This window comes from Acinetobacter portensis, from assembly GCF_023158935.1.
Taxonomy (GTDB): Bacteria; Pseudomonadota; Gammaproteobacteria; order Pseudomonadales; family Moraxellaceae; genus Acinetobacter; species Acinetobacter faecalis.
Window position 1 is genome coordinate 2371980 of record NZ_CP096120.1, and the last position, 19725, is coordinate 2391704.

Consider the following 19725-nt stretch of genomic DNA (forward strand, 5'->3'; position numbering starts at 1 on the left):
ATATCGAGCTATTTTAGCGGAACTAGAAAACAGATTTTAATTATTTAATCTGTTTTCATTACGTACCTACTTTTTGTCTTTTGGTGTGATGTGCACTTTTTCAATTTTCTGACCTTCCATTGTCACAATTTCGAAAATATAACCATCAATTTCAATTTTTTCACTATTTTCAGGCAAATGACCTAAATGAAGTAAGATATAACCTGAAAGCGTTGAGTATTGTTCAGACTCATCGACCAAATCACGCCCTAAAAGCAATGAAACATGACGAATATCAGTTGAACCTTCAAGCATAAGTGAGCCATCTTCTAGACTTTCTGCTGCTGTATCAAGCTCATCTTCATCTGGGAATTCACCTGCAATTGCTTCAAGAACATCAATTGGTGTTGCAATACCTTCAATTGAGCCATATTCATTAAGAATAATTGCCATTTGTAATGGCGCTTGACGCAATTGTTCCATCACCATTAAAACTTGAGCATTTTCGTGAACAATCACAGGATCGCGTAAATGTGCCTCAAAGTTTAATGCACCTGTTTCAATATATTCATTCATGACTTTATGCGTCAGCACAACGCCCGCAATATTATCAAGCTCACCATGCGCTACAATTAAACGTGAATGCGTAGTACTTAATAATTGCTCACGAATAGACTGTTCATCTTCGTCTAAATCAATCCATTCAAGCTCAGGTCTTGGCGTCATTACAGACTTCACAGGGCGTTCAGATAAACCCAAAACACCTTGAACCATCACACTATGATAAGCACCGTTTTCTTCATCGAAAACTTCATCTGCAAAAGCGCGTGTTGCTAGAACATCTTCAACATTATTGTCTTGCGATTCCGCTCCACTTTTGGCACCTAACATACGCATAACAGCAGATGCTGTGCGATAACGTAAATCTGTTGTTGTCACCATTTTTTCTTGGTTACGGCGCACTGTTTGGTTCAAGAACTCAATGAGTACAGAGAAACCAATTGCTGCATATAAGTAGCCTTTTGGAATGTGATAACCAAAGCCTTCAACCAATAATGAGAAACCAATCATCATTAAGAAGCAAAGACATAAAATCACAACCGTTGGATGCTTATTCACGAAATTCATGAGTGGTTTAGATGCCCAAAGCATAATTCCCACAGCAATAATGACCGCAATCATCATCACAGAAAGGTGCTTCACCATACCAACAGCAGTAATAACACTATCAAGTGAGAAAACAGCATCTAATACAACAATTTGAATAATCACCATCCAAAATGTGGCATGTACTGGATTTTCTTCTTTCAGCATTGGCTTGCTTTCAAGACGCTCGCGCAACTCCATGGTGCCTTTAAATAAAAGGAATACCCCACCAAACAGCAAAATAAGATCTCGACCTGAAAATGGATGATCGAAAATATGGAATAAAGGATTGGTAAGCGTGACGACCCAAGCAATAGATGCAAGCAAAATTAAGCGCATACCGAGTGCTAAAACTAAACCGATAATACGTGCTTTATTACGCTGCTCTGGCGGCAGCTTTTCTGCCAAAATTGCAATAAATACTAAGTTATCAATACCTAATACAATTTCTAAAATAACGAGTGTAAATAATCCTACCCATGCAGATGGGTCTGACATCCATTCAAAGATCATATGCTCTTCTCCTGAATATCATGTTTAGATTGAGATTTATTGAATATCGCATTTAATTTAAATAGATAAAATGCAAAATTTAAGGAATAACTTGCGTTGGAAACCCAACTTCCACTACCCATGTCAGTTCTATTGTTATGAAACAGATTTTTAGTATAGAAAATATTGCAAATAGAATCATCATTTTTTGTGCATGCTTTGTTATTCATTTTATAAATTAACTGAAAGCTCAATAATCTATATACGTTTGTCACATTTTTATTCTATGCTAAAACCTGAATACAGAAGATGATAAGGTCATGACAACAATATGAACAATGCGTTAACGATGATTGAATATCAAAACCCCTCTCCTAAAACAACTCAACCACTTGTTGCACTTTATTGCGGTTCTCGTTCTGGTAACAATCCAATTTACAAAGAAAAAGCCATTGCGCTTGCTAAAGGCTTAGCAGAACATAATTTAGGTTTAGTTTACGGCGGTGCAAGTATTGGCTTAATGGGTCAAGTTGCAGATACTGTCATTGAACATGGCGGTGAAACGGTTGGTGTTATTCCTGAATTTATGTTGGATTATGAAATTGCACATAATGCCTTAACTGAACTTCACGTTGTTAGAACAATGCATGAACGTAAAGCAATGATGGCTGAACGTGCTTGTGCATTTGTTGCGCTTCCTGGTGGTTTGGGAACATTCGAAGAAATTCTAGAAATTGCCACTTGGGCACAGTTAAATCAACACCAAAAACCAATGATGCTTTACAACGTAAATGGTTTTTATGATTCGCTCATTGCGCAACTTGATCACGCTGTTCAAGAAGGTTTTTTACCACCGCAACATCGCGCGAAACTCATTGTGTGTAATTCTTCAAAACAGATTTTTAATGCATTAAACAATTTAGATTGCCCTAAAAGCTTTGTTGTTTAAATTGTAATTTGAATAGTTAATAAAAAAGCGAGCATCTAGCTCGCTTTTTTATTAACTATTCAACTCGCCAAGTTCGTCACAAAGTTATAGAACCACGGTAAAGTCACCGCTAAGAACACACTCATTGCCAAACCAAGCATGAGCTTCATTGCATCTTTACTTACGTTACGTGATGTTTTGTGCTTATTCACTTCACGTAAATGCATCGACATTGCAAACTCACGACCTGCAAGTAAACCCAAGAATACCCAAGTTGTACTCATTGGAATATTACTCCACTCTTTAAACACTAAAAGAATTAATGCATAAATGAAGTCAATAATGGTTGCCGAACGAATATCTGCAAGACCTGTTTTTGTATCAATAATCTTTTGGATTGCCCCACCACGCTGATAAAGAATCACACCAAGCAACACAACAAAAACTGAAATGGCAAAAATAAGGAACTCAAATGGAACTTGACGTGGCACATAGACAAAAATGTTTGCCAAATCTTGAATGAGCCATTGGCTCCAAAGAAATGCGGTAGATACCCACTGCAAACCAATCCAAATATTTGATGGACTTTGATCTCTAGTCTTACTGAAATAAACTGAAATTTGTTTAATCACAAAACGATAAACAATAATCGCAACAATAAAAGCAACTGCATAGCCCATCATTGATTTGGTGAGCATTGAAGTCAAACTACTTGGGGAGAAAATTGTTAATACTAAAAAAGTTGTACTAACAGGAATTCCGTATTTGGTTAAAAGAATTAATAAAATTGGCGGAACAATATAAAGCCAAGTAATACCACCTTCAGGAAATGGAATGGTTTCCAATCGACCATAAGATGCATCCCCCACACCAGATGCATACCAACCATAAAGTAGTACAACCACTAAAATTGAGCTGATATAAATCCAAAGTACCCACCAAGGACGATGCGCATTTGATGAAATAAAAGTACCTAAAGTTTGTGGAACATCATTTCCAACGATAGAGTATGCGGCTAAGCAAAAGCCTATCACCATCAATATTTCGATTGTCATATAAAGAACAAACCCTTTATTGCCAAAGACTTCTGTCTAGCAGTACTAAAATTTTTCAAGATTATGACAGTATTCTAACGCTTTAACTCATTTTTCATCAGGAAGTTTTTTTAAATATACGCTGAACCTCTTTTCATTTAATTTTTACATTCAAAATAAAAGCATTAATTTTTTATATGCTTTACTTTAAATATGCATTTTCACAACATGCTTTTTTTATTTATTCAGCTAAACTGTTTATAAATTCAATATTTTAACGCCAATATGAATGCAACCCCAACGCATCAAGCCTTACAACCTGAATTTAGACTTTTGGTACTTTTAGTATCAATTGGCTTTTTCATGCAAGGACTAGATACCACTATTGTAAATACAGCCATTCCAGCTATGGCACGTAGTTTAGGAGAAGATCCTCTGCAAATGCATAGTGTTGTTGTGGCTTATGTATTGTCCGTTGCAGCATGTATTCCTTTAAGTGGTTGGTTAGCAGATCGATTTGGCGTTCGAAATACTTACTTTGCAGCCATTATTATTTTTACCCTCGCCTCTTTAGGCTGTGGTTATGCAGAAAGCTTAAATGAACTTTTGGTTTACCGTGTAATTCAAGGCATTGGCGGTGCTTTGCTGCTTCCTATTGGTCGTTTAGCAATGCTCAAAGTCATTCCACGCACGCAATTCCTTGCAGCAATGAGTTTAATGAGCCTTGCAGGTTTAATTGGACCACTAATTGGACCAACTTTAGGTGGATGGATTGTTGAAGTTACGACATGGCATTGGATTTTCTTAATCAATATTCCTATGGGCTTACTTGGCGTGCTTATTACGTTTAAAGCAATGCCAAATGTTACAGAGCCTACAGTTCCTACTTTTGATTATGTCGGAATTATTTTACTTGTACTTGCAATGGTTGGCTTATCTTTAGGAATTGAGAACTTTGCTAATCCACAACATTCAATTTGGTGGAGTGTTGGTTTAATTATTATAGGATTTTTGGCTTCATTAATTTATGCATACCATTCGCATACACATAAAAATGCATTGTTTCGCAGTAAATTATTTAAAAACCGCATTTATGCAGTCGGCATTATTGGTAACTTTTTCGCACGATTAGGCGGCAATGCCTTACCTTTTCTATTGCCATTAATGCTACAAGTTGCTTTTGGTTTCAAGCCCTTTATAACAGGCTTACTAATGATTCCGACTGTGCTTGGTTCATTAGCATCTAAACCTATTATTCGCCCAATTATTCAAAAATTTGGTTATCGCGAAGTACTTATCATCAATACTCTTTTGGTTGGCGCATGTATTGCAAGTTTTGCCCTAACATCAGCAGATACGCCTATTTGGTTACGTGCAATCCACTTCTTTATTTTTGGCGTGCTTAACTCACTCCAATTTGTGTCTATGAACACGCTCACTTTAAAAGATTTACCTCAGCAAGATGCAAGTAGCGGTAATAGCTTTTTATCTATGATTATGATGGTTTCAATGAGTATTGGCGTTGCGCTAGCAGGTACATTAGTGAATGTTTTTACAGCCTATTTGGGTGCAGAAAACACCACAACTGCTTTTCATATTACTTTGTTAGTTCTAGGTTCTATCAACATTATAACGGCTGCAATTTTCTGGCAAATTCCTAAAAATACGCCCGTGTAAATTGTTCATACAAATAGCGTAGTTTGTTATTTCAGAACAGCGTATCATGGGCTAAACATCGTTTTTATATTAAGAATGAGCACACGAAAAAAGAAAATTCATCATAAAGCTGCGTATAGCTCCCTGTTTGGCATTGGGGGATTTTGTCTTGCTCTTATTATTTATTTAAGTTTTTTCCAACAGCGCTCTGCTTCAGCCACTGAATATCCCATTAAAGGATTTGATGTTTCACATCATCAAGGAGATATTCAATGGAAAAAAATATCTCCTAAAACCTATAAATTTGTATATTTAAAAGCCACTGAAGGTGGTGATTTTAAAGATAGAAAATTCCAAGACAATTGGTTAAAAGCACGTGAACAAGGCTTTTTAGTTGGCGCATATCATTTTTATAGAATTTGCCGTGATGGAAAAATTCAAGCACAAAATTTTATAGAAACAGTGCCAAATAAAGAAAATGCTTTACCCCCTGTCATAGACTTGGAATACGACAGCAATTGTATTAATACATTCACCAAAGAACAGTTGCTGCAAGAAATTCAAGTGATGCATGACCAAGTCCATCAGCACTATGGCAAACAGCCTATTTTTTATATTTCTAAAAGTTTTTATAACATCGTACTTGCTGGTGAGTTTAAAAACACACCGCTTTGGGTACGTGAATATAAAGGCAAACCTGATTTAAAAGACGATCCTAAATGGTTGATGTGGCAACATACGAATCAAGGTAAAATTTCTGGTATTTCTACTGTTGTCGATATGAATGTATTTAATGGCAATGAAAAAGACTGGATGAAATTTTTAGAAAAAAACAAAATTGATCCACTACAAAATCAACCATAATTTAAATTTAGTCAGACAGCTTGTGTCGTAGCTATCGTAGCTTGCTCTTCAACAAACCTACTTAAAATGTAATACTGAACTTAAAATAAACAACTACTTCAGTGCATGCGAAAAATCATACACATCGACATGGATGCATTCTATGCATCTGTCGAGTTACGTGACCAACCTAACTTAAAGCATTTACCTGTGGTCATTTCCTCGCATCATCCACGTGCGGTTATTGCTGCGGCATCTTACCCTGCGCGCACTTTTGGTTTACGTTCTGCAATGTCTATGACACAAGCCAAAAAGATATGCCCACAAGTTGTTGTCATTGAACCTAATTTTAATAAATACCGTGAAGTTTCAACTCAAATTCATCAAATTTTTCAAAAATATACACCACTTATCGAACCATTATCTTTGGATGAAGCTTACTTAGATGTAACCGAAAATTTGCAAAATATTGCCAGCGCAACAGAAGTGGCGATGCGTATTCGTGAAGATATTTTTGAAGTAACAGGATTAACAGCATCGGCAGGTGTTGCACCCAATAAATTTCTAGCAAAAATTGCATCTGATTGGAATAAACCGAATGGAATTTTTGTAATAAAACCATCACAAGTTCAAGGCTTTATACAAAATTTAGAATTAAAAAAAATCCCTGGCGTTGGCAAAGTCACACAAGAAAAGCTAAAAACTTTGAACTTAGAAACTTTAGGTGATTTACAAAATATTGAAGAAACCTTTTTAACGCATCACTTTGGAAAATATGGAAAACAACTTTATCTATATGCAAAAGGCATTGATGAACGACCTGTACAAACAGAGCGTGAACGCCAATCTATTTCTAAAGAAACAACATTTGATCAAGACTTTAACTTGGAACAATGCCACCCCTATTGGCCAAAATTGATTGACCAAGTTTGGGAGATATTAGACAAGAAAAATTTATGCGCTCGCGGTGTTTCAGCAAAATTAAAGCTGAAAAACTTCCAAGTTTTACAACACAGTAAAAGCTTTAAACATCCATTAAAAAACAAAGATGAATTGCAACAAATTTTAGAAAATCTATTGGCTGAAATGCATATTCCTCAAAATGATGAATTTAGATTAGTCGGCGTTGGCGTATATCAACTTTTTGAGAAAAAACCTCAACCACAACTTTCTCTTTGGGATTAATTCATATTTTAAATTGCATGCTTTTTAAACATAAGAATAAAAATAAATCAAATTTAACTTCACTTTAAATATTTTTAGAGTACTCTATTCGGGCGATGCATTATCCATGTATGCGCTGAGATGTTGAAAATCACCTTTACTTTCAGCATTTTGTCCTGTGATTGGCGTGACGATCAAATCCGAAGATTACAGGACATCTCTGATGTCAGTCCATGGAAACAATTCAAATTTAGCACTTTAAAAATTAATTAAAACTACAATCAAAATACTTTTAGATAAATTTATTCTTCTTAATCAATAAAATATACTTCTGAATATTCATTATAAGTTTTCTTATTTAAAGCTAGTACATAACACCAATACTGTATTACTGGTATTGAGCATCGTGTTACCAGTATCATTATAAAACTCTTTATTCCATTGAAAATCTTTGGTCATTAAGAACTAGACATTTCGACACGATGTTGTCATTTACTTTGCAATAGGCGATTGATTAACAATAATTTTGATTTTGTTAATGCCAAACTTCAGGATTAATAATATGGCTGTAGAACGCTTACATATTCAAGAACGCTTTTCTGAAATTGCGATTTCGGGCAACTTAGTTCACCTAGCAGGGCAACTTGCTGCGGACCTAACACTCGATATTAAAGGTCAAACACAACAAACTTTAGATTATATTGACCAATTTCTTGCAGATGCAGGAACTGATAAAAGCCACATTTTATCTGTGATGATTTTCGTGAAAGATATTGCAACAAACTACGCACCAATGAATGAAGTTTGGGATGCTTGGGTTGCAGATATTGATGCTCTACCACGTACATGCATAGAAGCAAATATGTATAAACCAGATGTTTTGGTTGAAATGACCGTTGTTGCTGTTAAACCATAATTAAAATTCAATAAAAAAGCATGCTATTCGCATGCTTTTTTTTAGTTCGTTAGCTTGAGATGAGAGGATGGCTTCCCCGCATAAAACTCATACTTTTTTGATGCAATATCTTGAACAAATAATTCAGAATCATCTAATACTCGAAATTCATCTTTTATATGTTCTAAATTAGGCACACCGTCAAAATAAAAAACTCGATAGCCTGCCATCTTTAAAATTTTTTCTTGATACACCACATCTTTATGCTTTTTTGTTGCGTGATAATCTTCTAAAACAATAATCGCAATGACTTCATTTTGTTGTCCTAAAACCACAAAATCTGCCGTCATATTTCTATATTTTGAACGTGTATGATAAAACTTTGTCGTTAATAATGAATCAAAAGATACTTGTGCCAAAACCGTATATTTCGGTAAGGCTTGCTTTAAACGAGCAAAAGTAAGTTGCTCGCTGATGTTAAAAATAGCACGTTGCTTTAGCGCACTATCATGAGGCTTTACACCAGACCTTAAGTTTTTAACCGCTAAAAAAACAATTAAGGCTAAAAGCAAAGCCCCCATTAAAAAGTAAATCACCATGACCCAATCCTTTAGATTCTTCTATTTTTATTTTGATATTTTTCATGCACGTAAAATCACTCGATACATCAACTTTAGCGCTATGAATTAAAAACAGTTTTAAATTAATTATTATATAAATAGATCAATTTTCCATATTGATCGCCCACTTTAAATAATCAATATTTTGTAAGCAGTCTTATAAAGTAGCCTAAAATTCATTTTTAGATCAACTTTTATCTTATTATTTTTGTATTTTCCGATGAAATACGCCCAATAAAAAAAGAACTCCTAAGAGTTCTTTTTTAAATTTTCAATTAAGCTTTCGATTTAGGCTTAGATTTACCTTTTGGTTTTGAACCACCAAAAGGCTTTTTAGCATCACCAGTTTCACGTGGTGGTAAACCTGTGTGTTGCGTTAAAATTTGCCCGCGCTCAGGACGTTTTTTGGTATTTGACGGACGAGTCGCTTGAGCATTTTTATCGGCACTACGCTTTTGTGAGTCACCCGCAACAGTCGAGTTCTTCTTACGTGCAGATTGATATTGGCCCTCTGCGCTACCCGCAGGTTGATAAGTCGGAATTAAATGATGTTTCGAGTTACCAATTAAATCAGCACGTCCCATTTCCTTCAGTGCTTCACGCAATAAAGGCCAGTTATTCGCATCATGGTAACGCAAGAATGCTTTATGTAAGCGACGACGTTTATCACCTTTTACAATATCCACTTGCTCGGTATAACGTGCCACTTTCGCAAGTGGGTTTTTACCTGTGTGATACATGGTTGTTGCTGTTGCCATTGGCGATGGATAGAAAGTCTGAACCTGATCGGCACGGAAACCATTCTTCTTCAACCAAATCGCAAGGTTCATCATGTCGTAATCGGTTGTACCCGGATGCGCTGCGATGAAGTAAGGAATTAAGTATTGTTCCTTGCCTGCTTCCTTACTAAAACGATCGAACATTTGTTTGAAACGGTCATACGTCCCTATACCCGGCTTCATCATTTTATTGAGTGGGCCTTTTTCGGTATGTTCAGGCGCAATTTTTAAATAACCACCAACATGATGAGTGACTAGCTCTTTCACATATTCAGGGTTTAAAACTGCAAGGTCATAACGTAAACCAGAACCAATCAGGATCTTCTTAATACCAGGTAAAGAACGCGCTTTGCGGTAAAGCTGCGTTAATGGTGCATGATCAGTGTGTAAGTTTTGACATACACCAGGGAATACGCACGATGGCTTACGGCAGTTTTTCTCAATTTCAGGATCTTTACATGCCAAACGATACATATTGGCTGTTGGACCGCCTAAGTCCGAGATAATGCCTGTAAAACCTGGTGCCGTATCACGAATTTTTTCAACTTCACGAAGAATTGAATCTTCAGAACGGTTCTGAATAATACGACCTTCATGTTCTGTAATTGAACAGAAGGTACATCCACCAAAACAACCACGCATGATATTCACAGAAAACTTAATCATGTCAAATGCTGGGAAACGTGCATTGCCATATGCTGGATGTGGTAAACGCGCATAAGGCAAATCGAATACATAATCCATCTCTTCCGTTGTTAACGGAATTGGCGGAGCATTCAACCATACATCACGCTCACCATGCTTTTGTACCATTGCACGAGCATTACCCGGATTGGTTTCTAAATGCAAAATACGATTAGCGTGTGCATACAAAACTGGATCTGCAGCAACATCTTCATAAGCGGGTAAGCGAATAACAGCCAATTCACGTGGCGGAAGCTTATGTTTAATTGCTTTCGAAGATGGTTGTAACTGCACAATTTGCGTATCAGGGGCTAAACCATCACCTTCACGCACAATTGGATTAGCAACATGTTCTTTTTGGAAACCTTGATATTGGCTGCTGTCCTTCCCTTGCTCAATCTCACAACCTTCAATATCTTCAGTCATAACATAAGGGTTAATAATCGGATCAACACGACCAACTGCATCTACATCATTCGATGCGATTTCTACAAATTTTGCTTTCGAAGCACGGTTGTGTTTATTAACAATAAACGCTGTACCACGAACATCTGTAATTTCGTGGATTTTTTCGCCACGCGCCAAACGATGCATAATTTCAGTAATAGAACGTTCACCATTACCGTACATCAATAAATCGGCTTTTGAATCCATGAGTACCGAACGACGAACTTTATCTGACCAGTAGTCATAATGTGCGATACGACGTAACGATGCTTCAATACCACCCAATAAAACAGGTACATCAGGATAAGCTTCACGTACGCGTTGGCAATATACCGTCGCTGCACGGTCTGGGCGCTTATTTGGTTGATTATCTGGAGAATATGCATCATCAGAACGAATCTTACGATCAGCCGTATAACGGTTAATCATAGAATCCATGTTGCCTGCTGTTACACCCCAAGCAATATTTGGTTTACCCAACGTACGGAATGCATCCACATTTGTCCAATCTGGCTGTGCGATAATACCGACACGGAAGCCTTGCGCCTCCAAGGTACGACCAATAATGCCTGAACAAAAAGATGGATGATCGATATACGCATCACCACACACTAAAATAAAGTCACAACTGTCCCAACCGAGATGATCCATTTCCTCGCGTGACATCGGCAAAAATGGCGCAGGGTCAAAACATGACGCCCAATATTTGTCGTAATCAAACAGCGCTTTCGGCGCAGTTTGCATAGTATAAGCAGTAGACATGGCTAGCAATTCTCGGCTGGCAGATGGTAGGAGATCTAAAATAGATCAAATATGAAAGCCGATCATTTTACCATGAATTGCATACATCTTGCTTGATTCAAATTTATACAAAATGTTTTTTAAAATATTTAATATAAAAAAATAATATTTACCACTTTAAACAAATACGGCTTTGTTGCACAAACCTATCTGTAAAGGGTTTTTCAGCGATATAATTTTCAAATGAAGAAGCCTACACACAAAATCTACCGCACAACCAATTGGCCCGCATATAACCGAGCACTCATGAGTCGCGGAAATATTGCCATTTGGTTTGATCCTGCTACGCAATGGTATGCTCAATCAAAAGGCAAACAAGGGCGAAATCAAACCTACTCCGACGCAGCCATCCAATGCTGCTTAATGATTAAATCCTTATTCCGTCTGTCTTTACGTATGGTCACTGGCTTTGTGCAAAGTCTGATTAAACTTTGCGGATTAAATTGGATAGCTCCAGATTACACCACGCTTTGTAGAAGACAAAAGCATATTGATATTGTAATCAGCTACCAAAAAAGTAGCGATGGGCTGCATCTACTCATGGACTCTACAGGCATGAAGTTTCTAGGTGAGGGCGAATGGAAACGCAAGAAGCATGGACCTGAATATCGTCGCCAATGGCGTAAACTTCATATTGGTATAGATGCTAAAACCCTACAAATACGAGCAGTTCAGCTTACAACCAATAATGTCAGTGATTCACAGGTGCTTGGTGATTTACTTAATCAGATTCCACAAGATGAGCAGATTAACTCTGTTTATACCGATGGAGCTTATGACACCAAGCAATGCAGTCAGGTCATTGCAGATCGGCAAGCGCATGCGGTGATTCCACCTAGAAAAAATGCGAAACCATGGAAAGATACAAAGAGTAGCTCGCTAGAGCGAAATGAATTACTTCGAACAATTAAACGTTTAGGCAGGACACTATGGAAAAAATGGTCAGGCTATCATCGGCGAAGTTTGGTTGAAACTAAGATGCATTGCATCAAATTATTAGGAGATAAACTCAGTGCAAGGAGTTTTGATAGCCAAGTGAATGAGATCCATGCACGTGTAGCAGTCCTTAACAGATTTACGGAATTAGGTCGACCACTTACCCAAGTTACGCCTTAAATTTGGCTCAATTAGGGGCGCTTTGCATTTCAAATCTTTGTGCAACAAAGCCGTTATTGATAAAAAAATGCATGAAATTTGGATACAAGATGATTTCAAATTTCAACCAATTCATAGTCTGAATATTGAAGCTTTAAATTTCGATCAAGTTGTAAATCTTAGACAGCAAAAAAAGAGACATGACTTAAGCCTATGGCTGTGGAATTATCTTTGGTCAAACCTTCAAAACGTCTCAAAATTCGATCATTCAAGTTATTACAAGCTAAAATATTGGCCTCAATATAGTAAAAATGTTCCAAAAGAGACATTAAAAATATCATCATGTTTTCAGCATGGTGCAAATATCAGTACTATTTCAAAAAATTTAAATATCAATCCTGAGCTTATTAACAAGTTCATTTACATTGCTCTTGCCTGTGACCTTATTCAAGAAATTCCAGCACATGAAGCAAAACTCAAATTCAATAATGAAGATAACACACCTTCCACTTTACGAAGCTTTTTTAGCAAAATGCGAAAAAAACTGGGGATATAAGGACTACTTGTGATTTTACATCCACATAAAATTGTTTTTGCTGGCTCAATGGGCGCGGGAAAATCTGCAGCAATACAATCACTCTCAGATGTACCTGTATTTACAACAGAAGCTATTAATACAGATCAAGATCGACACAATAAGTTGTTCACCACTGTTGGTATCGATTACGGTGAAATCACACTTGATGATGGCGTAAAAGTTGGACTTTATGGCACCCCAGGACAACAACGCTTCGATTTTATCTGGTCTACAATCAGTCAAGGTGCTTTAGGTACAATTATTTTAATTGATCATAGCTCAAAGAGCTCTATTCAAGATTTTGATTTTTATTATGAAAATTTTGTAAAAACAAATAATAATCTAATTTTTGCAATCACGCATATTGATGAGAAGTCTACAGCACATACTTCACAGTATCGAGAATGGATTTCAAATCAAAAACAAATTTATCCTTTATATTTTATTGATGCAAGAAAGTCAGAAGATGTGCTTCTACTCATAGATACCCTTCTTAGCCAATCTGAAATCTCTCTTAGCCTCTCAGGTAACTAGAATTATGCATGACCTTTCACGAAAGCCGCCAGAGTCTCTTATTCATTTATCACATCGCGCAATTTCAGATGTACTATTGAATGTAAAAGGTGTGGATTATATTCTTTTATGTACAGCAGATGGCTTTGAAATTAGCTCTGTACATAACAAAAATATCTATAACTCTAGTAAATTAGCAGCCGTGAGTAGTTCAATTGTTGCCATGATTTCTGCATTTGTAAATGAAATTGATTTAAAAGGATGCCAAAGCATCACTTTAGATGCTGAAAATGGCAAAGCTATTTTAAATGCAATACCTAACAAGAACTACCCAATGATTATGGTTGCTTTAACAAGTAAAGATATATTATTAGGACAGGCACTTTTCTTCTTAAAAAAATGCACAGAAGACATCATTTCAGCAGATTCGCACTATTCTAATTAAGATTATATCCCGATTCCATCGGGATTTTTCTTCGTAAATTATTCATATTTTCATTTTACTATTTTACTTAGCCAATAAAAAACCCCCTCCGTATTGGAGGGGGTTTTTAGAATTAATGAGCTGGCGATGACTTACTCTCACATGGGTAACCCCACACTACCATCAGCGCAAAGAGGTTTCACTTCTGAGTTCGGGAAGGGATCAGGTGGTTCACTCTTGCTATTGTCGCCAGCACAACTGTTTATGGACTTATTCGGGTCTTATTTACATCATTTGATGTATGCCTTACTTCGTACCAAATAGAATACATTAACAGGTATATCTGAGTTGAACATTGTCTTACTAACTTTCTTCTGAATCAAGCTATTTTGCTTAATATCGAATCAATTGAGCTTTATACAACAACTGTTTGGGTGTTGTATAGTCAAGCCTCACGAGCAATTAGTATTGGTCAGCTTCACATATCACTATGCTTCCACATCCAACCTATCAACGTCGTAGTCTTCAACGGCTCTTTAGAGGACATAAAGTCCTAGGGAAATCTTATCTTGAGGTAGGCTTCCCGCTTAGATGCTTTCAGCGGTTATCCCTTCCGAACATAGCTACCCGGCGATGCGACTGGCGTCACAACCGGTACACCAGAGGTTCGTCCACTCTGGTCCTCTCGTACTAGGAGCAGATCCTCTCAAATTTCCAACGCCCACGGTAGATAGGGACCGAACTGTCTCACGACGTTCTAAACCCAGCTCGCGTACCTCTTTAAATGGCGAACAGCCATACCCTTGGGACCTGCTTCAGCCCCAGGATGAGATGAGCCGACATCGAGGTGCCAAACACCGCCGTCGATATGAACTCTTGGGCGGTATCAGCCTGTTATCCCCAGAGTACCTTTTATCCGTTGAGCGATGGCCCTTCCATACAGAACCACCGGATCACTAAGACCTACTTTCGTACCTGCTCGACTTGTGGGTCTCGCAGTTAAGCGCGCTTTTGCCTTTATACTCTACGCGTGATTTCCGACCACGCTGAGCGCACCTTCGTACTCCTCCGTTACTCTTTAGGAGGAGACCGCCCCAGTCAAACTACCCACCAGACATGGTCCTCGCTCCAGATTATGGAGCAGAGTTAGAACCTCAATATTACCAGGGTGGTATTTCAAGATTGGCTCCACCGCAACTAGCGTCGCGGTTTCAAAGCCTCCCACCTATCCTACACAAGTAAGATCAAAGTTCAATGTCAAGCTGCAGTAAAGGTTCACGGGGTCTTTCCGTCTAGCCGCGGGTACACCGCATCTTCACGGCGAATTCGATTTCACTGAGCCTCTGCTGGAGACAGCGCCCCCATCATTATGCCATTCGTGCAGGTCGGAACTTACCCGACAAGGAATTTCGCTACCTTAGGACCGTTATAGTTACGGCCGCCGTTTACTGGGGCTTCGATCAAGAGCTTCGCTTACGCTAACCCCATCAATTAACCTTCCAGCACCGGGCAGGCATCACACCCTATACGTCCACTTTCGTGTTTGCAGAGTGCTATGTTTTTAATAAACAGTTGCAGGGGCCTGGTTTCTGTGGCTGCCGATAGCTCAGGAAGCAAGTTCCATCACCGTCAGCAGCGTACCTTCTCCCGAAGTTACGGTACCATTTTGCCTAGTTCCTTCAGCAGAGTTCTCTCAAGCGCTTTGGTCTACTCGACCTGACCACCTGTGTCGGTTTCGGGTACGATTCCTGTGTAACTGAAGCTTAGAGACTTTTCCTGGAAGTATAGTATCAGCCACTTCGCTAATAAATTAGCTTGCTATCAGTTCTCAGCATAGAGTACCCCGGATTTGCCTAAGATACATGCCTACAACCTTTCACCTGGACAACCAACGCCAGGCTGACTTAACTTTCTCCGTCCTCTCATCGCATTACACAGAAGTATTGGAATATTAACCAATTTCCCATCGACTACGCCTCTCGGCCTCGCCTTAGGGGTCGACTCACCCAGCCCCGATTAACGTTGGACTGGAACCCTTGGTCTTTCAGCGAACGGGTTTTTCACCCGTTTTGTCGTTACTCACGTCAGCATTCGCACTTCTGATACCTCCAGCAGACTTCTCAATCCACCTTCATCGGCTTACAGAACGCTCCCCTACCACTTGCAATAAATTGCAAATCCGCAGCTTCGGCATATAGTTTTAGCCCCGTTACATCTTCCGCGCAGGCCGACTCGACTAGTGAGCTATTACGCTTTCTTTAAAGGGTGGCTGCTTCTAAGCCAACCTCCTAGCTGTCTATGCCTTCCCACATCGTTTCCCACTTAACTATAATTTTGGGGCCTTAGCTGGCGGTCTGGATTGTTTTCCTCTTGACTACGGACGTTAGCACCCGCAGTCTGTCTCCCGGATAGTACTCATTGGTATTCGGAGTTTGCATCGGTTTGGTAAGTCGGGATGACCCCCTAGCCGAAACAGTGCTCTACCCCCAATGGTATTCGTCCGAGGCGCTACCTAAATAGCTTTCGGGGAGAACCAGCTATCACCAAGTTTGATTAGCCTTTCACCCCTATCCACAAGTCATCCCCTGGCTTTTCAACGACAGTGGGTTCGGTCCTCCAGTTAGTGTTACCCAACCTTCAACCTGCTCATGGATAGATCACCTGGTTTCGGGTCTATGCCCAGCAACTAAACGCCCTATTAAGACTCGATTTCTCTACGGCTCCCCTATTCGGTTAACCTTGCTACTGAACATAAGTCGCTGACCCATTATACAAAAGGTACGCAGTCACCGGACACAATGCCGGCTCCCACTGCTTGTATGCATGCGGTTTCAGGATCTATTTCACTCCCCTCACAGGGGTTCTTTTCGCCTTTCCCTCACGGTACTGGTTCACTATCGGTCAGTCAGGAGTATTTAGCCTTGGAGGATGGTCCCCCCATATTCAGACAAGGTTTCACGTGCCCCGCCCTACTCGACATCATCATATAAGCCCTTTCGTGTACAGGACTATCACCCACTATGGTTGCACTTCCCAGAGCATTCCACTAGAACTTATATGACTTAATGGGCTGTTCCCCTTTCGCTCGCCGCTACTGAGGGAATCTCAATTGATTTCTTTTCCTAAGGGTACTGAGATGTTTCACTTCCCCTCGTTCGCCTTGCAACACTATGTATTCATGTTGCAATACCTACCTTATGGTAAGTGGGTTTCCCCATTCAGAAATCTCCGGATCACAGGATATTTGCCGCCTCCCCGGAGCTTATCGCAGGCTATTACGTCTTTCATCGCCTCTGACTGCCAAGGCATCCACCACATGCACTTAATTACTTGACTATACAACCCCAAACAGTCGTTAATCCCTACAAGTAGGATTAGCAACAGATCAACTAACAAGTTAGTCAATCATACAGTTGGCGTCTGTGCACTTAAGCACTGTACAGCTTCAATTAGATTCATATACCAAAACGCTTGATTCAGTTTAATCGCTAGTAAATCATCATTCTCGTAAACTCAGAATTGCTTCTTCGTTTTTAAGTTTGATGAGTTATGAACAAATTATTTCAACTCAAATATATTCTGTTAATGATTTTTCTAGCCTTCGTCAGGTCTAGAAACTGTGATAAATCACAGAACTTAATAAACTTAAACTCTATCGTTTAATTTACTAAATTCTATAATCTCTCAGCTTATATATCGTAAACGATATATGGTGGAGACTAGGAGAGTCGAACTCCTGACCTCCTGCGTGCAAAGCAGGCGCTCTACCAACTAAGCTAAGTCCCCAGCTTATCATATAGATTCAATGTCTCTGATTCTCTGTCTTACTCTGCAATTAATTGCTTCGTCAGTAGTGGTGGGTCTGACAAGACTTGAACTTGTGACCCCACGCTTATCAAGCGTGTGCTCTAACCAACTGAGCTACAGACCCTCAGGTACATCGTATGAAGAACAACTTGTTGTGGATTCTTACCAATCGTCAATCTTTCGTTAAGGAGGTGATCCAGCCGCAGGTTCCCCTACGGCTACCTTGTTACGACTTCACCCCAGTCGTCGGCCACACCGTGGTAAGCGTCCTCCTTGCGGTTAGACTACCTACTTCTGGTGCAACAAACTCCCATGGTGTGACGGGCGGTGTGTACAAGGCCCGGGAACGTATTCACCGCGGCATTCTGATCCGCGATTACTAGCGATTCCGACTTCACGCAGTCGAGTTGCAGACTGCGATCCGGACTACGATCGGCTTTTTGAGATTAGCATCCTCTCGCGAGGTAGCAACCCTTTGTACCGACCATTGTAGCACGTGTGTAGCCCTGGTCGTAAGGGCCATGATGACTTGACGTCGTCCCCGCCTTCCTCCAGTTTGTCACTGGCAGTATCCTTAAAGTTCCCACCCGAAGTGCTGGCAAATAAGGAAAAGGGTTGCGCTCGTTGCGGGACTTAACCCAACATCTCACGACACGAGCTGACGACAGCCATGCAGCACCTGTATGTAAGCTCCCGAAGGCACCAATCCATCTCTGGAAAGTTCTTACTATGTCAAGACCAGGTAAGGTTCTTCGCGTTGCATCGAATTAAACCACATGCTCCACCGCTTGTGCGGGCCCCCGTCAATTCATTTGAGTTTTAGTCTTGCGACCGTACTCCCCAGGCGGTCTACTTATCGCGTTAGCTGCGCCACTAAAGCCTCAAAGGCCCCAACGGCTAGTAGACATCGTTTACGGCATGGACTACCAGGGTATCTAATCCTGTTTGCTCCCCATGCTTTCGTGCCTCAGTGTCAGTATTAGGCCAGATGGCTGCCTTCGCCATCGGTATTCCTCCAGATCTCTACGCATTTCACCGCTACACCTGGAATTCTACCATCCTCTCCCATACTCTAGTCTCCCAGTATCGAATGCAATTCCTAAGTTAAGCTCAGGGATTTCACATCCGACTTAAAAGACCACCTACGCACGCTTTACGCCCAGTAAATCCGATTAACGCTCGCACCCTCTGTATTACCGCGGCTGCTGGCACAGAGTTAGCCGGTGCTTATTCTGCGAGTAACGTCCACTATCCAAGAGTATTAATCTCGGTAGCCTCCTCCTCGCTTAAAGTGCTTTACAACCAAAAGGCCTTCTTCACACACGCGGCATGGCTGGATCAGGGTTCCCCCCATTGTCCAATATTCCCCACTGCTGCCTCCCGTAGGAGTCTGGGCCGTGTCTCAGTCCCAGTGTGGCGGATCATCCTCTCAGACCCGCTACAGATCGTCGCCTTGGTAGGCCTTTACCCCACCAACTAGCTAATCTGACTTAGGCTCATCTATTAACGCAAGGTCCGAAGATCCCCTGCTTTCCCCCGTAGGGCGTATGCGGTATTAGCAGCCGTTTCCAACTGTTGTCCCCCATTAATAGGTAGATTCCTAAGCATTACTCACCCGTCCGCCGCTGAATCCTGTAGCAAGCTACTTTCATCCGCTCGACTTGCATGTGTTAAGCCTGCCGCCAGCGTTCAATCTGAGCCATGATCAAACTCTTCAGTTTAAAATCAGTAGTACCTTTAAAGGGTACCAATCTTGGCTCATCAATTTTCTGACAAATATTTCTCAAATAAACTTCGAGTAATTTCTACCTTCAAATCAATGAAAATAATTTCGATTGATC

At 39.8% G+C, this 19725-nt stretch carries 13 protein-coding genes, 2 tRNA genes and 3 rRNA genes; 9 read left to right on the forward strand and 9 right to left on the reverse strand.

Annotated elements, in window-relative coordinates; translation table 11 throughout:
- Window positions 1–66: 66 nt before the first annotated feature.
- Window positions 67–1638: a TerC family protein gene (locus MZO21_RS11795; RefSeq protein WP_154771911.1), complete on the reverse strand. Its 1572-nt coding sequence runs from the start codon at window positions 1636–1638 to the stop codon at window positions 67–69.
- Window positions 1639–1948: 310 nt separating this feature from the next.
- Here MZO21_RS11795 and MZO21_RS11800 point away from each other — a divergent pair, with 310 nt between their 5' ends.
- Window positions 1949–2566, forward strand: coding sequence for a TIGR00730 family Rossman fold protein (locus MZO21_RS11800; RefSeq protein WP_248102289.1), 618 nt, complete (start codon window positions 1949–1951; stop codon window positions 2564–2566).
- A 59-nt stretch (window positions 2567–2625) separates the two neighbouring features.
- Here the strand turns inward: MZO21_RS11800 and MZO21_RS11805 are convergent, their stop codons facing one another.
- Window positions 2626–3600 (reverse strand): hypothetical protein, encoded by a 975-nt coding sequence (locus MZO21_RS11805; RefSeq protein WP_154771909.1) that lies wholly within the window; start codon window positions 3598–3600, stop codon window positions 2626–2628.
- A 264-nt stretch (window positions 3601–3864) separates the two neighbouring features.
- Between MZO21_RS11805 and mdtD the strand changes: the two genes are divergently transcribed.
- The 4 genes from mdtD to MZO21_RS11825 all read left to right on the forward strand — a co-directional run bounded on the left by mdtD (window position 3865) and on the right by MZO21_RS11825 (window position 8158).
- The gene (gene mdtD / locus MZO21_RS11810) at window positions 3865–5256 is read left to right on the forward strand and encodes a multidrug transporter subunit MdtD (protein ID WP_248102286.1); all 1392 of its coding nucleotides are present in this window, start codon (window positions 3865–3867) and stop codon (window positions 5254–5256) included.
- Between the two features lie 75 nt (window positions 5257–5331).
- Window positions 5332–6099, forward strand: coding sequence for a glycoside hydrolase family 25 protein (locus MZO21_RS11815; protein WP_154771907.1), 768 nt, complete (start codon window positions 5332–5334; stop codon window positions 6097–6099).
- A 105-nt stretch (window positions 6100–6204) separates the two neighbouring features.
- Window positions 6205–7263, forward strand: coding sequence for a DNA polymerase IV (dinB, locus tag MZO21_RS11820; RefSeq protein ID WP_154771906.1), 1059 nt, complete (start codon window positions 6205–6207; stop codon window positions 7261–7263).
- 541 nt (window positions 7264–7804) lie between these two features.
- A complete protein-coding gene (locus MZO21_RS11825) occupies window positions 7805–8158 on the forward strand; it encodes a RidA family protein (RefSeq protein WP_154771905.1) in 354 nt (117 codons plus the stop codon).
- A 41-nt stretch (window positions 8159–8199) separates the two neighbouring features.
- Here MZO21_RS11825 and MZO21_RS11830 read toward each other — a convergent pair whose 3' ends face one another.
- Together MZO21_RS11830 and MZO21_RS11835 are read right to left on the reverse strand one after the other, a co-directional pair.
- Complete coding sequence (locus MZO21_RS11830; RefSeq protein WP_154771904.1) at window positions 8200–8736, reverse strand: DUF2726 domain-containing protein; 537 nt, start codon at window positions 8734–8736, stop codon at window positions 8200–8202.
- A gap of 296 nt (window positions 8737–9032) precedes the next feature.
- Window positions 9033–11429 (reverse strand): YgiQ family radical SAM protein, encoded by a 2397-nt coding sequence (locus tag MZO21_RS11835; protein ID WP_248102283.1) that lies wholly within the window; start codon window positions 11427–11429, stop codon window positions 9033–9035.
- A 222-nt stretch (window positions 11430–11651) separates the two neighbouring features.
- On the opposite strand from MZO21_RS11835, the gene MZO21_RS11840 reads away from it, so the two are divergent.
- From MZO21_RS11840 to MZO21_RS11855, 4 genes are read left to right on the forward strand one after another with little or no spacing between them, the layout of a single operon-like run.
- The gene (locus MZO21_RS11840; RefSeq protein ID WP_248129639.1) at window positions 11652–12584 is read left to right on the forward strand and encodes an IS5-like element ISAba12 family transposase; all 933 of its coding nucleotides are present in this window, start codon (window positions 11652–11654) and stop codon (window positions 12582–12584) included.
- 22 nt (window positions 12585–12606) lie between these two features.
- On the forward strand, window positions 12607–13119 hold the full coding sequence (locus MZO21_RS11845; protein ID WP_248129640.1) for a hypothetical protein: 513 nt from the start codon (window positions 12607–12609) through the stop codon (window positions 13117–13119).
- Between the two features lie 9 nt (window positions 13120–13128).
- Window positions 13129–13674, forward strand: coding sequence for a GTP-binding protein (locus MZO21_RS11850; RefSeq protein ID WP_248104238.1), 546 nt, complete (start codon window positions 13129–13131; stop codon window positions 13672–13674).
- 4 nt (window positions 13675–13678) lie between these two features.
- Window positions 13679–14098: a roadblock/LC7 domain-containing protein gene (locus MZO21_RS11855; protein ID WP_248104236.1), complete on the forward strand. Its 420-nt coding sequence runs from the start codon at window positions 13679–13681 to the stop codon at window positions 14096–14098.
- A 118-nt stretch (window positions 14099–14216) separates the two neighbouring features.
- Here MZO21_RS11855 and rrf read toward each other — a convergent pair.
- The 5 genes from rrf to MZO21_RS11880 all read right to left on the reverse strand — a co-directional run bounded on the left by rrf (window position 14217) and on the right by MZO21_RS11880 (window position 19605).
- A 5S ribosomal RNA gene (gene rrf, locus MZO21_RS11860) occupies window positions 14217–14331 on the reverse strand.
- Between the two features lie 187 nt (window positions 14332–14518).
- Window positions 14519–17413: ribosomal RNA gene (locus tag MZO21_RS11865) — 23S ribosomal RNA — on the reverse strand.
- Between the two features lie 374 nt (window positions 17414–17787).
- Window positions 17788–17863, reverse strand: a tRNA-Ala gene (locus MZO21_RS11870).
- Window positions 17864–17931: 68 nt separating this feature from the next.
- Window positions 17932–18008, reverse strand: a tRNA-Ile gene (locus tag MZO21_RS11875).
- A gap of 60 nt (window positions 18009–18068) precedes the next feature.
- Window positions 18069–19605 (reverse strand): 16S ribosomal RNA (locus MZO21_RS11880).
- The 16S, 23S and 5S rRNA genes sit together here with 2 tRNA genes alongside, the layout of an rRNA operon.
- Between the last annotated feature and the right edge of the window lie 120 nt (window positions 19606–19725).

Coding starts and splice junctions, on each gene's coding strand:
- MZO21_RS11795 (WP_154771911.1), bottom strand. CDS start 1,638: ATGATCTTTGAATGGATGTCAGACCCATCTGCATGGGTAGGATTATTT.
- MZO21_RS11800 (WP_248102289.1), top strand. CDS start 1,949: ATGAACAATGCGTTAACGATGATTGAATATCAAAACCCCTCTCCTAAA.
- MZO21_RS11805 (WP_154771909.1), bottom strand. CDS start 3,600: ATGACAATCGAAATATTGATGGTGATAGGCTTTTGCTTAGCCGCATAC.
- mdtD (WP_248102286.1), top strand. CDS start 3,865: ATGAATGCAACCCCAACGCATCAAGCCTTACAACCTGAATTTAGACTT.
- MZO21_RS11815 (WP_154771907.1), top strand. CDS start 5,332: ATGAGCACACGAAAAAAGAAAATTCATCATAAAGCTGCGTATAGCTCC.
- dinB (WP_154771906.1), top strand. CDS start 6,205: ATGCGAAAAATCATACACATCGACATGGATGCATTCTATGCATCTGTC.
- MZO21_RS11825 (WP_154771905.1), top strand. CDS start 7,805: ATGGCTGTAGAACGCTTACATATTCAAGAACGCTTTTCTGAAATTGCG.
- MZO21_RS11830 (WP_154771904.1), bottom strand. CDS start 8,736: ATGGTGATTTACTTTTTAATGGGGGCTTTGCTTTTAGCCTTAATTGTT.
- MZO21_RS11835 (WP_248102283.1), bottom strand. CDS start 11,429: ATGTCTACTGCTTATACTATGCAAACTGCGCCGAAAGCGCTGTTTGAT.
- MZO21_RS11840 (WP_248129639.1), top strand. CDS start 11,652: ATGAAGAAGCCTACACACAAAATCTACCGCACAACCAATTGGCCCGCA.
- MZO21_RS11855 (WP_248104236.1), top strand. CDS start 13,679: ATGCATGACCTTTCACGAAAGCCGCCAGAGTCTCTTATTCATTTATCA.